General features: G+C 62.4%; 13 protein-coding genes. 9 read left to right on the top strand and 4 right to left on the bottom strand.

What is annotated here, in order from left to right; translation table 11 throughout:
- Positions 1 to 3: 3 nt before the first annotated feature.
- Positions 4 to 1,140, top strand: coding sequence for an energy transducer TonB (locus tag E5K00_RS13250; RefSeq protein WP_167856878.1), 1,137 nt, complete (start codon positions 4 to 6; stop codon positions 1,138 to 1,140).
- Positions 1,141 to 1,402: 262 nt separating this feature from the next.
- Here E5K00_RS13250 and E5K00_RS13245 read toward each other — a convergent pair whose 3' ends face one another.
- Positions 1,403 to 1,786, bottom strand: a complete 384-nt coding sequence (locus tag E5K00_RS13245; protein ID WP_135463806.1) for a dodecin family protein — start codon at positions 1,784 to 1,786, stop codon at positions 1,403 to 1,405.
- 408 nt (positions 1,787 to 2,194) lie between these two features.
- Between E5K00_RS13245 and E5K00_RS13240 the strand changes: the two genes are divergently transcribed.
- The 7 genes from E5K00_RS13240 (at position 2,195) to E5K00_RS13210 (ending at position 7,535) form a co-directional block, all read left to right on the top strand.
- The gene (locus tag E5K00_RS13240; RefSeq protein ID WP_245328291.1) at positions 2,195 to 2,914 is read left to right on the top strand and encodes a porin family protein; all 720 of its coding nucleotides are present in this window, start codon (positions 2,195 to 2,197) and stop codon (positions 2,912 to 2,914) included.
- 306 nt (positions 2,915 to 3,220) lie between these two features.
- Positions 3,221 to 4,624, top strand: coding sequence for a class II fumarate hydratase (gene fumC / locus E5K00_RS13235; protein ID WP_135463804.1), 1,404 nt, complete (start codon positions 3,221 to 3,223; stop codon positions 4,622 to 4,624).
- A 147-nt stretch (positions 4,625 to 4,771) separates the two neighbouring features.
- Entirely contained in the window at positions 4,772 to 5,368 is a 597-nt protein-coding gene (locus E5K00_RS13230; protein WP_135463803.1) for a GNAT family N-acetyltransferase, read from the top strand.
- Positions 5,361 to 5,750: a diacylglycerol kinase family protein gene (locus E5K00_RS13225; RefSeq protein ID WP_210114320.1), complete on the top strand. Its 390-nt coding sequence runs from the start codon at positions 5,361 to 5,363 to the stop codon at positions 5,748 to 5,750. The genes E5K00_RS13230 and E5K00_RS13225 overlap by 8 nt, the downstream gene beginning before the upstream one ends.
- Positions 5,751 to 5,811: 61 nt before the next feature.
- Positions 5,812 to 6,279, top strand: coding sequence for a DUF6970 domain-containing protein (locus tag E5K00_RS13220; protein WP_135463802.1), 468 nt, complete (start codon positions 5,812 to 5,814; stop codon positions 6,277 to 6,279).
- A gap of 59 nt (positions 6,280 to 6,338) precedes the next feature.
- Positions 6,339 to 6,836, top strand: coding sequence for a DinB family protein (locus tag E5K00_RS13215; protein WP_135463801.1), 498 nt, complete (start codon positions 6,339 to 6,341; stop codon positions 6,834 to 6,836).
- A gap of 93 nt (positions 6,837 to 6,929) precedes the next feature.
- Positions 6,930 to 7,535 carry a thioredoxin family protein gene (locus E5K00_RS13210; protein WP_135463800.1) on the top strand — a complete coding sequence of 202 codons (606 nt, stop codon included), beginning with the start codon at positions 6,930 to 6,932 and terminating at the stop codon, positions 7,533 to 7,535.
- Between the two features lie 112 nt (positions 7,536 to 7,647).
- Here E5K00_RS13210 and E5K00_RS13205 read toward each other — a convergent pair whose 3' ends face one another.
- The 3 genes from E5K00_RS13205 to E5K00_RS13195 all read right to left on the bottom strand — a co-directional run bounded on the left by E5K00_RS13205 (position 7,648) and on the right by E5K00_RS13195 (position 12,686).
- A complete protein-coding gene (locus E5K00_RS13205; RefSeq protein ID WP_135463799.1) occupies positions 7,648 to 8,253 on the bottom strand; it encodes a DUF4382 domain-containing protein in 606 nt (201 codons plus the stop codon).
- 291 nt (positions 8,254 to 8,544) lie between these two features.
- Positions 8,545 to 9,387, bottom strand: a complete 843-nt coding sequence (locus E5K00_RS13200; protein ID WP_135463798.1) for a DUF4382 domain-containing protein — start codon at positions 9,385 to 9,387, stop codon at positions 8,545 to 8,547.
- A gap of 221 nt (positions 9,388 to 9,608) precedes the next feature.
- Positions 9,609 to 12,686 (bottom strand): AsmA family protein, encoded by a 3,078-nt coding sequence (locus E5K00_RS13195; RefSeq protein ID WP_135463797.1) that lies wholly within the window; start codon positions 12,684 to 12,686, stop codon positions 9,609 to 9,611.
- A gap of 263 nt (positions 12,687 to 12,949) precedes the next feature.
- On the opposite strand from E5K00_RS13195, the gene E5K00_RS13190 reads away from it, so the two are divergent.
- On the top strand, positions 12,950 to 14,014 hold the full coding sequence (locus tag E5K00_RS13190) for a PorP/SprF family type IX secretion system membrane protein (protein WP_167856877.1): 1,065 nt from the start codon (positions 12,950 to 12,952) through the stop codon (positions 14,012 to 14,014).
- Positions 14,015 to 14,028 lie beyond the last annotated feature (14 nt).

Here is a 14,028-nt window from a genome sequence, read left to right as displayed (position 1 = left end):
CCTGTGCCACCCCAGCCCCCGGCTCCCGACGCGGCCGGGCACCTGCCGCTGCCCCTGCTGCGGCAGTACGTGGCCGGAGCCCTGCCCGCCGCCGAGCAGCACCGCATCGAGGCCCACACCCTGAGCTGCCCCCGCTGCGCCGAAATCCTGGAAGGCCTGGAGCTGACCGACGCGGCCACCACCGACCAAGCCCTAAGCCAGCTCCGGCACCGCCTGCACCAGCGCGTAGCTCAGGAAGCCACCCCGCGCCGCGCCATCCGGGCCTGGCAGGCCGTGGCCGCCGTGCTTCTCTTGTTAATAGCCAGCACCGCCCTGTGGTGGAATCTGCGCCAGCCCGCCCCCACGCCCGAGCTGGCCCGCGTAGCCCCGCCGCCCGCCGCCCCAGCCCCGACCAACGCAGCAGCAGCTACGGCCGACGCGGCAACCCCGGCCGGCGAGTTGGCCGCGACTGCCGCCGAAACGGCCGCCGTGGCTGCTGCGCCCCCGGCCGCCCCCGAGCCCGCCCCGCCGGCCGTAGCCTCGGCACCCCGCCCGGCCCGGCCCCGGGTGCTGGCCCAGGTGCGGACCCGCCCGGCCCAGCCGGCTGCGGCCCGCCGGCCCGCCCCCGAGCCCGCCAGCGCCGACGTGGCCGCCGTGGTAGCGGAGGCTCCGCCCACGGTGGCGTATAGCGCCCCGGCAGCCGGCGCAGCCCGGTCGGAAGCCAGCCCGGCGGCGCAGGAGCTAAAGGAAGCGGCGGATACCCTGCCGGCCCCGGCCACGACTGCGGCCGTGGCTTCCGCGCCGGCCGGCAAGGCCAAGCGGGCCGTGGCCGAGGAAGGGGCCGCCCGCAAAGCCGCCCTGCCCCCGGCCGCCATCGTGACGCCCCAGCCCGTGGGCGGCTACCTGGCCCTGCGCGAGTACCTGCGGCGCGAAAACAAGTTTGAGCCCGAACACCCGGCTATTGAGCTGTCGGGCACGGTGCGGGTGAAGTTTACGGTGACGGCGGCGGGCAAGCTCGAAAACTTCCAGATCGTGCGGGGCATGCGCCGCGACTACGACCAGGAGGCCATCCGCCTGCTCTGCGAGGGGCCGGCCTGGCAGCCCGGCGCCGCCAACGGCCGCCGCACCGACCAGGTCGTGGAAATCAGCGTCAGCTTTTAGCACCTCTGGTTAGCAAGAGCGGCTCTACTCCGCCTGTCATCCTGAACATTCTGCGCATGAAGCAGAGACGAAGTGGAGCGAAGGACCTGTCTCACCTGAGTGACAAGCTTTCTTCAACGTGAAAAGCCCTTTACCGCGCTGGCGATAAAGGGCTTTCGGGTCTTGAATGGGCCTTGTTGCTTAGAAGAGGCGGTTCCTTTGCTTTGCGTGTACCAGATGAAGGATGACAGGCAGCTTAAAGGGTATACCTACCCCTACTTACTTAGCCGCTGTAGCCGCCGCCGCTCTGGGGCTCGGTGGCGCTGCCGCCGGGCTCCACGTCGCGGGGCAGGTCGGGCTGGGTTTTGATCTGCACCTGGCTGTAGTCGGGGCTGCCGTCGCCGGCGGGCGTGGGCGAGTCGATGGCCGCGGCGGGCTGGTGCTGGGCGCTGGGGTCCCACTTGTGCATCACCTCGAAGCTGATTTTGGCCGTGACGCGGTACTCGACAATCTTGTTGTCGCGCACCCGGCAGCTCTGGTCCTTGATGTAGATGGACTTGATGCCCTGCACGGTGGTGCTGGCCTCGGTCAGGGCGCGTTGCAGGGCGTCTTCGAAGCTTTTCTCGGACGAGGCCAATACCTCGATTACTTTTTTGATGGAGCTCATGGGGCGGGGGTGTTTAGCGGTTGGACGGTAAGAACAGGGTGTACGTAGCGCGGGCACAAACTGCCGGGGAATAGCCGGGCAAAATCACCGCGCGGCCGGCTATTCCCACCCCGCCCGCCGCCGCCAGCCACTATTGCCAACCCGGCGCCGGTCGATAGTTTGCCGGATTCCGTCGATACGGCTCCAACGCAAACACCTGATTTACAAAGCCTATTACCTTACCCACCTACCACCGCAAACCGGGTGGCGGCCAACTGGCACGGTTTTGTAATGTGTAGTCTCAGAAGGCCCGCTGCGGCACTGGGCGCCCCGCCGCAGTCCGCCTTCTTTTCTGACATCCTCCCTCCTGTTTATTCCTTTGCCATGAACTCCAAAAGCCTTTTCGGGCGCTTGGCTGTAGCCGCGCTTTTGCTTTCTGCTTCGTTTTCCACCGCTCAGGCGCAGGTTCGCCGCTCCACCTATTCTACCGCGCCGGCCCGGCCCGTGTACTCGGCTCCGGCCCGCTCGGCGGCTTCTACGCCGGGCGTGCAGTTTGGCCTGCGGGCCGGCGTCAACGTGTCCGACTGGTCGGGTGATGCCGTGCAGAGCGTGATGGACCTGGCCGGCTACACCAACGGGGCCGTGACCAAGGAAATGAAGCCCGGCTTCCACGCCGGCGTCTACGCCACCATTCCGCTCGGCCCCGGCTTTGCCATCGAGCCCGGCGTGTCGTACTCCGAGAAGGGCGCCAAGCTGGTGGGCACCTTGCCCTGGGAGCAGTTCGACTTCCTCAACACCAAGGTGACGGCCACCTCGCGCATGTCCTACATCGACGTGCCGGTGCTGCTGAAAGGCTACCTCACCCCCGGCTTCTACCTGTTTGGTGGTCCGCAGGCCTCGTTTCTGGTGAGCAACAAAGTGCGCGTTGAGGCCGGAGCCCTGGGCTTCAATGCCTTGTCCACCGACTTCGACGTGAAAAACCAGTTCCGCTCGGTTGACTTTGGCGTGGTGGGCGGCCTGGGCTACCAGTTCGACAACGGCCTGGGCCTGAGCGCCGGCTACGACTTCGGCCTGTCGTCGTTGGACAAGAACAACAACTTCGACGCCCAGAACCGGGTGATTAAAGCCTCGGTGAACTACTCGTTTTAAGCCTCACCCCGGCCCTCTCCCGAGGAGAGGGAGCCAGCCGCGAGGTGCTGCGCAGCCGCGTCGGCTCTCGCCTCCGCCACTGCTACCGGCGACCTAGTACTTAGTAAAAACTAGTACTTAGTAAAAATACGAGAGCCGCAGCTGAGAAGCTGCGGCTCTCGTTCGTTAGCGCCATCAGGCTCCCCTCTCCTGAGGAGAGGGGCCGGGGGTGAGGTTTGCGGGGCTGGCGTCTTTTTAAGCCTGAGTTCGGGTTGTTGTGTACTTTTACCGCCACCAAAAACGGATTCGTCACTTCATTCCCGCTACATGCAATTCCGCACCGAGAAAGACACCATGGGCACCGTGCAGGTGCCGGCCGACGCCTACTGGGGCGCCCAGACCCAGCGCTCTATCGAGAACTTCCAGATTGCGCAGGATATCAACCGCATGCCCAAGGAAATCATCCGGGCGTTTGCCATTCTGAAGAAGGCCGCGGCCCTCACCAACCGCGACGCCGGCGTATTGCCCGCCGAAAAAGCGGAGCTGATTGGCAAGGTGTGTGACGAAATCCTGGCCGGTGGGCTGGCCGACGCCTTCCCGCTGGTGGTGTGGCAAACCGGCTCGGGCACCCAGTCGAACATGAACATGAACGAGGTTATTGCCTACCGCGGCCACGTGCTGCAAGGCGGCAGCCTCGCCGACGAAAAGAAGGTGCTGGCCCCGAACGACGACGTGAACAAGTCGCAGTCGAGCAACGACACCTTCCCCACGGCCATGCACATTGCCGCCTACCAGACGCTGGTGGAGGTAACCATTCCGGGCATCACCAAGCTGCGCGACACGCTCAAGCGCAAGAGCGAGGAGTTCATGCACATCGTGAAAATCGGCCGGACGCACCTGATGGACGCCACCCCGCTGACCGTGGGCCAGGAGTTTTCGGGCTACGCCTCCCAGCTCGACCACGGCCTGCGCGCTATCAATAACACCCTGGCTCACCTCTCGGAGCTGGCCCTGGGCGGCACGGCCGTCGGCACGGGCATCAACACGCCGCCCGGCTACTCCGAAGCCGTGGCCAAGCACATTGCCGACCTGACCGGCCTGCCCTTCATCACGGCCGAAAACAAGTTTGAGGCCCTGGCCGCCCACGATGCCATCGTGGAAGCCCACGGCGCCCTCAAGACGGTGGCCGCTTCGCTGATGAAGATTGCCAACGACGTGCGCCTGCTGGCTTCGGGGCCCCGCGCCGGCATCGGCGAGCTGTTCATCCCCGACAACGAGCCCGGCTCCAGCATCATGCCCGGCAAGGTAAACCCCACCCAGAGCGAGGCCATGACGATGGTAGCGGCCCAGGTGATGGGCAACGACGTGGCCATCAACATCGGCGGCATGAACGGCCACTTCGAGCTGAACGTGTTCAAGCCGGTCATGATTTACAACTTCCTGCACTCGGCCCGCCTGATCGGCGACGTGTGCGTGTCGTTCAACGACCGGTGCGCCGAGGGCATCAAGCCAATCGAGGAGAACATCAAGAAGCACGTCGATTCGTCCTTGATGCTGGTCACGGCCCTGAACCCCCACATCGGGTACTACAAAGCCGCCGAAATTGCCCAGACGGCCCACAAAAACGGCTCGACGCTGAAGGAAACGGCGTTGCAGCTCGGCTACCTCACCGAGGAGCAGTTCAACGAGTGGCTGAAGCCCGAGGACATGGTCGGGGAGATTAAGAAGTAGTAGAGCCTGAGTAAGAACGTCATTCCAAGCGAAGCCGAGGAATCTCGCGTGTTTAGTTGAGTTACTACTCCAACATCAGCACGCGAGATTCCTCACTTCGTTCGGAATGACGTTCTGGTTTTGACCTTTTCTGCCTATTCCCACCGCATGGACTGTTCCCGCTGCATCACGCTCGAAAACGCCCGCGTCCGGCTGCGGCCGTTGGAGACGTCGGACTTTGAAGATCTGAAGGCCGTCATCTTCGACGACGAAATCTGGCGCTATACTACGCTGCCCAACCCCGGCGACGCCGTGGGCCTGGCCGCCTACCTGACCCAGGCCGTGCAGGACCGGGAAAACCACCGCCGCTACCCCTTCGCCATCATCGACCGGCAGACGGGGCGCGTGGTGGGCAGCACCAGCTACGGCAGCTTCGCCCTGCCCGAAAAGCGCCTGGAAATCGGCTGGACGTGGATTGGGCGGGACTACCAGCGCACGGGCCTCAACCGGGCCGCCAAGCATTTGCTGCTCAAGTACGCCTTCGGGGAGCTGGGCTGCGAGCGGGTAGAGCTGAAAACCGACGCCCGCAACTGGAAGTCGCGCGAGGCCATGCGCCGCATGGGGGCCACCGAGGAAGGCGTGTTGCGCAGCCACATGTTTACCCAGGGCGGCTTGCGGCGCGATTCGGTGTATTTCAGTATTCTGAAGCCCGAGTGGGACCAGCTGCGACTCACCGTTTTTCGCGAATTCGACGCCCGTGGCTGAGCCCAAACCGAACGACAGCCTGCTGCGGCGGCGCGTGGCCAGCTTTGGTCACGCCGTCCGGGGAGTGACTTCGGCGCTGGGCTCCGAGGTGCACCTGCGCTTTCACGCCCTGGCCACGGTGGTGGTTATCGGGCTGGGCTGGTACTTTGGCATCGGCCGCCTCGAGTGGGCGCTGGTGGCGCTGGCCGTGGGCACGGTGTGGGCCGCCGAGCTGCTGAACACGGCCCTGGAAGCCGTAGTCGACCTGGTTTCGCCGGAATACCACCCGCTGGCCGGCAAGGCCAAGGACGTGGCGGCCGGGGCCGTGCTGCTGACGGCGCTGGCGGCGCTGGTGGTGGGCGGGCTGGTGTTTGGGCCGCGGGTGTGGGCCTTGCTGAGCTAAAGAAGGCAACCTCCCGTTTTAGCGTCCGTTCACTACATTCGCGCCCTCTAATTCCTGTGCCATGCGTTTGTTCCTGTCCGTTGCCGTTACGTCCCTGGCGGTTTTTCTGAGTACTGCCTGCAACCGGGGCGTCACGGTGAATACGCCCACCGACCCGCCCGTGACCGGCAACGTGAACGGCACCGATACGCCCAACCCCACCAGCACCAACACCACCGACCTGCGCCCGCCCCGGGCCACCGCCTTCGATACCACCTCCCGCCCCGGCTGGCTGGAAGCCCGCATTCAGTCGCACCTGGCCGAGCCCAAGCAAAACCCCGCCGTGCAGGTGTCGCGCTACCTCTACAAAGGCAAGGTGGTGTACTACGAAACCCTGGGCTGCTGCGACCAGTTCTCGAACCTCTACGACGCCAAAGGCAAGCTCATCTGCCACCCGGAAGGGGGCCTGACGGGCCGCGGCGACGGACAATGCCCCGACTTCGACAAAAACAAAACCGGCGAGCTGCTGGTTTGGCGTGACCCCCGGTAAGCACCTTCACCGGTCGGCGGGCACGCTTTCTTCGGCCTTTGCATTCACTTTTACCCCTTATGATTAACACCAACGAAAAGCTGGGGGCCTACAACGTGTGGGCTAACGAAACCCTGCTGCGCCACCTCGACGGCCTGGTAGCCGCGGGGCAGGAAATTCCGGCCGTCTGCCTGCGCTTGTTCAGCCACGTACTCAACGCCCAGGCCATCTGGATTGCCCGCCTCACCGACACCAAAAGCCCGGTAAAAGTGTGGCAGGAGCACGATTTGGCCGGCTTGCACCAGCTGCACCAGCAAACCTCCGAGCACCTGCACCAGCTCATCAGCCGCGCCGATGCAACCGAGCTGCACCGCCAGATTTCGTACACCAACTCCGTGGGCGACTCCTACACCAGCCAGGTGTCGGACATTTTTACTCACGTACCGGTGCACGCCAACTATCACCGCGCCCAGGTAGCTACCCGCCTGCGCGAGAATGGCCTGGAGCCCATCAACACCGACTTCATCACCTACTGCCGCGAGCTGTCGGCGGCCGGCCGCGCAACGGTCAGCCTCTAGCCTTCGGCGGCAGCAAGCACATCAGGCCCTTTGGTAGCAAAACCGAAGGGCTTTTTGTTGGTTACTACCCCATTCTTCCCTGACCTTTTCCTAATGGCTACTCCCGTTTTAAGTGCTGAGCGCCTGGCTGCCAGCTACACCTACCACGCCTACCGCCAGCTGATCGACGACCTGCAGGCCGAAGGCAAAACCACCGGCCCCCAGCAGTCGGAGCTGCTGACCAACTACACCCGCCTGAACGTGCAGCGCATGCACCGCCTCGACAAAACGGTGCAGCTGCTGCCCGAGCTGCGCGAGGCCCTGGCGGCGCTGCGCAAGCCCTACGTCTGGCTGATCATTACCGAAGGCTGGTGCGGCGACGCGGCCCAGATTGTGCCGGTGCTCGAAGCCGTGGCCCAAGCCTCGGCCGGCAACATCACCACCCACTTTCTGCTGCGCGACGACAACCTGGACCTGATGGACCAATACCTGACGGCGGGCGGCCGCTCCATTCCCAAGCTCGTGGTGCTCGATGCCGCCACGCTTACGGAAGTAGCCAACTGGGGCCCGCGCCCGGCCACGGCCCAGCAGATGTTTCTGGACCTGAAAAGCCAGGATCTGCCCTTCGAGGAGTTTAGCACCCAGCTGCACGGCTGGTACGCCAAAGACAAAACCCAGAGCACCCAACGGGAGCTGCTGGCTCTCCTCAAAAGTCTGTAGCGGACACCCCGGCGGTAAACAAACAGCCTCTCTTCGCTCAGGAAGAGAGGCTGTTAGCAGTGAACTTATACGCTAAAGCAGGATTCATTACCAGCCAGCGGGAGCAGCTGGCTTAGCGCTGAGCCCGGAGTTCGGTTTCACCGCCGCCGCCCCCGCCACTCAGGATAGTCGCAATGTAGCCTTCCAGCACGGGCTTCAGGCCGTACGAGCCGTTGCCTTTGGCAACTACCTGCCATTCGGGGTCAATGCCGACGAGCACCGCGTACTGCTGCCCACCGGTTATGAGCCGGTTTACTTTCACTTTCAGGCCCGAGGTCTGGCCGCTGGGCGTATCCAGCGCCACGACGCGGCCGTTGCTGAGGGTAATGGTGTTGTTGGCGCCCAGAATCAGCCGAATCTGCTTCACGGTGCCGGCCTGAAAGCCAGCCGTGGTAAACAGCGGCGAGGCCAGCGTAGACGAGGCCAGCAGGTTGCGCATCCCGGGCTGCACGTCCGTAAGCGTAGCCCAGTGACTGGTGCTCTCATCGGCATCCTGGCTAACTTCCACCCGCTGCACGTCCACGTTTACGGCCTGATACGTCAGCTTGGGCTCTTTCTCCTTCTTGGCATCCTGAGCGGCAGTTTGCGTGGCCGGCGCCGCTTCCTGCAGGGCATCTTCGCAGCCGGTCAGCAGCACGGCCGAGGTCAGCAGGCCGGAGAAAAGTAGGTAAGTTTTCATACAAACGGTGGTAGGGTGAAACGAGTAATAAATTGGCGTCCCAAACCTAGAAAATAGTATTGATATATGGGTATAAACAAGGCAAAATATTTCCTGTATTCAGCTGCTTATTAGCCATATAACATTAACAAGATCTTCGTATGATTATTTCCCAGAGTGGGAAAATATCCGGCTTTGCACTAGTAGAATAGCTAGTTACGGCCTGACGAGCTCAGCACGTAATTCTGGCTACAGTACAAAAAAGCCCGGCAGGCGCCAGGCTTTTTTTCAGTCAAATAGCAGGAGTGAGTCTTAGTCAAGTTTGGTTTGCTTCAGGTCCGTTGCCTGATTATTGACCACCACTACGCCCGACACCACCGCGGTGCGGTAGGCCGGCTGGTTGGCTGGCGCCGCAGCCGTGGGGAAGAATTCGACGCGGTAGGTGCCCGAGGGAATGCCCTGGAACCGGTATGCGCCGGTGGCATCCGCGGCCGTGCTGAACGTGTCGGCTGGCGTGAGCGACGAGCGGATGGCCAGGATCTGGGGCTTGGCGGCGGCCGGGGTGACGGTGCCGTAGATGGCCCCGGCCACTTCCTGGGCTACCAGGCGAATCACGGGCTTCAGCAGAAACCGTTCTTTCTTGTCGTTGCCGGGCTTCCAGTTGCCGCGCTCCACGATGGACTTGGCCACGTCGAAATCGAGCAGTAGCTGGAAGGTTTCGCGGGGCCGCAGCGTTGCTTTATCCAGCTTCAGCTTGACGCCCGAGGTTTGGCCGCTAGGCGTTTTCAGGGCGTACACTTGGCCATCGGGGGTGGTTACGGTGCTGTTAGGGCCCAGAATCAGGCGGATTTCCTTCAGGTCGCCGGGGGCAAAGTCGGTGCTGACCAGCAGGGCCGAGCGGCCATTGACGTATTCCAGCACGTTCACGGCCTGGGGTGTGAAGGGCAGCAGCGCCCAGCCGTCGGGGTTGCTTTCCTCCTTGAGGTGCACTTCGATCTGCTGCACATCCAGGCTCACGCGGTTAAAGTCGCCGGGAGCATCCATCAGCCGCACTTCCAGCTTGGCGGTGCTGGTGTCAGAGGCACTGTCTTTCGAGCAGCCGGTGAACGTCAGGCCAGCAAGGAGGGCCAGCGCGAGGGTGGATTTTAACGTCATGGTGGTGTGGAAAAAACGAATGAAAAGCCGAACAGAGGAGCCTTACGGCTCCTGCACTTCTTCGTTTCAGTCAATAATCAGTCCGATTTTGTTCAAACCGCCTTGCCAATATTCTATATTCCTCAAAAAAGTTCTACCAATCAGTCAGGTTCAGGTTGCCACCAAACAAAAGCCCCGACCTGTTTGCAGGTCGGGGCTTGGCCAATCTGAAGGGCTAGAGCTTACTGCCCGCGCTTCGTAGTATCGGTTGGGGCCGGCTCGGGGTCTTTGGCGGCGGGCTTCTTGGGCTTGCCAAACAGGTTGCCCAGCGTTTGGGTTGCCTGGTTTTTCAGCTTGGCCTGCGCTTCCAGCCGCTTCTTCTCGATTTCCTGGCGGGCTTTTTCTTCCAGCTCAGCCCGTTTGCGGTCCAGCTCCTTGCGGGCACTGTCCTGGGCCACCTGGGTTTTGGCGGCCAGCTTGAGCTTGGCATCATCCACTTTGCTTTGCACCACGCTTTGCACCAGGCTCTTGGCTACGTCCTTGGCCTGGTTTTTCACGCTGCCGGTCGTCAGGGCCACCTGGGGCGAGGTCACCGTACCGCCGATTTTCAGGCCCAGCGTCACGCGCTCCGTGCCCTTGATGTCCTGCACGCCGGTAAGCTGGGTAAGCTTGGCGTTCAGGGCGTTACCTACTTTGCCAGTCGGCACGTCGAGGGCCATAACGTACTCCAGCGCCCCGCCGATGTTGGACGAGCCGCCCAGGGTGCTTTTCACCTGGCCCACCGTGAAGTCGAAGGGCTTCACGATGAAGTTACCGTTAATCAGCTCGGCGGCCACGTCCTTGTTGTTCACGGCAAAGCTTTTAAGCTCCTGCAGTTGGGTCAGGGAGCTGATCTTGCTCAGCACGGGCGAGGCCCCCACGGCCGCCCGGATTACCTCGAACAAGCCTTTGCCGGTGAGCGTGCTGTAGACGGGCATCATGTCGGGGCCCATTTCGCCGCTCACGTTGAAGTTGGTGGAGAAAATGCCCTCCACCTGCGAGGCCAGCGGCACGAGCTTTTTTACCGAGTTGAAGGCGGTAAAGGCGTTCTGGAAGTTCAGGTTCTTGATGTTGAGGCCGAGGTTGAACCGCGGGTGGGCCAAATCCTTGCTGGTGTAGCCGCCGGTGGTGGCGAAGTTGGCGCCCAGAGTGTTAAACGTCAGTCCGTTGAGGTTCACGGCCTGGTCGCGCACGGCCAGGGTGCCCTTCATGTTGTCGAGCTTGAGGTTGTCGTACACCACCTGGCCCACGTTGGCGTTCAGGGTCAGGTCGAAGAACTTCGGAATTTCCAGCACGCCGTCGGCCTGGGTGGCGGTGGCCGGAGCCTTGGCGGCCGTGGTAGCGCCGGCGCTGGGCTTGCCGCTCACGTTATCCACCATCCACTCGTTCACGTTGAAGCGGCGCGAATTCACCGTCAGGTTGCCGCGCAGGCTCTGGCCGGGCGTGAAGAGGTAGCCCATGTAGTTGGAAATCGTGCCCGAAGCGGCAATGTCCGACGAGCCCACGAAGCCCGTCATGTCGCGCAGCACGATCTGGTCGTTGTTGAACGTCGCCGTGGCCTGGGTCACCTTCACGCCCTGGGGCAGATCTTTGCTCTTATACGTTACGTTCCGGGCCTGCACCGTGCCCGAGGCCACCACGCTCTGGTAGCGGCCGGCTTCGATGTCGGCCATCCGGCCCTTGGCGGCCACGTTGCCGTTCAGGCGGCCCGTCACGGTCATGCCTTCCAGGGGGAAAATCTTGGTCAGCTTGGTGAGGTCCACCACGCCTTTGATGTCGGCGTCGAAGATGGGCTTGTCGATGTTCTGGGCGGCCACGCGGCCTTCCAGTGGCTCGCCATCCAGCAGCATGCGGAAGCGGGGAATGTCGATGCGCGTGTCGTTTACCTGGCCCGTGCTGTTGATTACTGTGCCATTCAGAGTCAGGTTTTCAATCGGGGCCGGGAACTGCTTGCTCTTCACGTAGCCGTTGGTCAGGTTCAGCTTGGCATTCACCACCGGCATCTGGGTTTTGGAGTAGACGCCCTTGCCGGTAGCATCCACGAAGAGCTGTCCGCGCAGCGTGAGGTCCTGCACGGGGTACACTTTCATCATTTCGGCCAGGTCCACGTTGGCTTTCACGCGGCCGTCAATCTTCATCGGCTCCAGCCCGTCCACGATGACGTTGCCATCCACCGGGTTTTTGCCCAGGTCGAGGTGAAACTGCTTCACGTTGACTTTCACGTTGTTGGTAAAGCCCGAGGGATTGTCCACGTTCATGTCCACGTTGATGTTGCGGGCGGCCTGGGGTAGCTGCGGATACTGGAACATGCCGTTCTTGATTTGCAGGTTCACGCCGTAGCCGGGCATTTTCAGCTCGTTCTGCACCCCCTTGAAGTAGCCGTCGAAGGCCACTTTACCCTCGGCCTGCACGTCTTTGAACTGCTCGGTGTACACGCCCGGCACCAGACTCAGAATATTTTTGAAGTCGGTTTCCAGGGCTTTAAAGGTCAGATCATAGGTAATATCGGTGGCGTTGGGCAAGCCGATGCTGCCCTGGAACGAAGCCGGAAAATCGTTGAGCTGCACCTTGTTGTCTTTGAAGGTAAACAGCATTTTCCCCAGATCCATGGCCATGGTCACGTCGGCCGTCAGCTTCTTTTTGGAAATGTACTCGGTGCCGGCGTAGGTCATGGAAAGCTGCTCGGCCGTGGTCTGGCTGACCATGTCGAAGACGTTCTGGGCGAAATCGCCCGAGCCGGAGTGGTTCAATCCGCGCATTTCCAGGCTGAACGGAATGGTGCGGTCCTCGTAGCGCAGGTGGCCGTCGTTCACCTTCCAGCCCTTGATGGCCAGGCTCACCTGGCTGGTATCCTGGCCCTGGGCCGCCGCGGCCGAGTCCGAAATCATAATATCCCAGTTGGCCCGGCCACTTTTCAGTACTTTGGCACTGATGTCGGGCTGGTCGAGCTCAATGGACTTGATCTTGATCTGCTCCCCGCGCACCACGCTCATCAGATCCATACCGACCCGGAACGAGGGCAGGTAAGCCAGCGTGTCGCGGGCAAAGGAGTCCTTGCCAATCACCCGCAGCTGGTCGATGCTCAGGGCCAGGTCGGGAAAAGTCCGGAACAAGCTCAGGCTCACGTTGCCGGGGTCGTACTCCACCGTGGCATTCACGCGCTGGGCCAGCTGCTGGTCCAGGGCCTGCTTGATTTTATCTTTAAACAAGATGGGCGTCAGGGCCACGGCCGCTACCACGACCACCAAAAAAATCAGTAAGCCTAAGAGGAATTTGCGCATACGAGAAAAAGTAAAAACGAAGAAGTAGTCGGTGCCAGGCCGCAGTATACTCAGCCATTGACAAAAGTAGTGCAGAACTTGCCGCCAGCCCGGTTGCAAGCCAGTAGATTTACCGCCAAACCAGCCGGCAGCCGGCGCGACGTGAGCCGCCAGTGGCTGCTGCCTCTAAACAGATGGATGATTTTGACCGTTTAGTTCCCAGCCGGGCCCAGGGGCATGTACGAAAGCAGAAACTCAATGCGTTGAAGAAGTTGCTTATGCGGATGCGTCGTCTTTCTTCTGCTCGGGCCGCCGGCTGCCAGCGCCGGTGGCAGCCCCTGGCCAAATCGGTGCTGGTGGCCGGCCTCGGCGTGGCCGGGCGCGGCGTGGCTCACGGCCAGGATTTGTACTTCGCCCAGCCTTACGCCACCCGGATGCACACCAATCCGGCCTTCACCGGGCTGTTCGACGACTACAGCATCACGCTCAGCTACCGCAACCAGTTTCCCACCCTGGCCGGCACGTTCCAAACCACCCAGTTGGCGGCCGACTACCGGTTCAAAGACCAGACCAGCGCCGTGGGGTTGCTGCTGAACCTGGACCGCACCGGCCAGATTGGCTACACCCGCCTTGAGGCGGGCGGCACCTACGCCTACCACGCCCGGCTCACGCCCCACTTGAGCTTCAGCGGCGGCGCCCAGGTTAGCTACGGCAATCAGCGCATCAGCTACAACAACCTCGTCTTCGGCGACCAGCTCGGCGACGATGGCACGGTGCAGGGCGGCACCCGCGAAACCCTCGACTACAACCCCGTCAGTTACCTCACGCTGGGCACCGGCGTGCTGCTCTACGGGGAGCGGTTCTGGTTCGGCCTGGCCGGGCACCATCTCAACCAGCCCGACCTCGGCTTTCGCAGCCAGACCAAGCTGCCGCTCCAATTGAACTTAAACGGGGGCTACAAACATTTCTTCGTGCGCAGCACGACCAAGCAGCAATACCGCGAAATCAGCTTAGCGCCCGTCATCAGCTACACCCGGCAGGGCGGCAGCCAGCGGGCCGAGGCCGGCGCCTACATGACCCTGACGCCCATTACGTTAGGATTGATGTACCGGGGCCTGCCCCTGCCGGGCTCCGACCATCCGCAGCAGATCCTGACCACCACGGCCGGGGTCACCGTGGGGGCGTTTCGGCTCGGTTATAGCTACGATGCGAGCCTGAGCTCGTTGAGTGCCGATTTGGGCGGGGCCCACGAACTGTCGCTGAGCGTGCGTCAGTTCGATTCGCTGGAAGCGGCCTGGCGCCGGTTAAAACGGCGTAATTACCCGTCAATTCCTTGCCCAGCCTTCTAAAATTTCGTATTATT

The sequence above is a fragment of the Hymenobacter aquaticus genome (genome assembly GCF_004765605.1).
Classification (GTDB): Bacteria; Bacteroidota; Bacteroidia; order Cytophagales; family Hymenobacteraceae; genus Hymenobacter; species Hymenobacter aquaticus.
The sequence above is the reverse complement of the archived record's forward strand: the minus strand, read 5'-3'. Positions and strand labels throughout refer to the sequence as shown.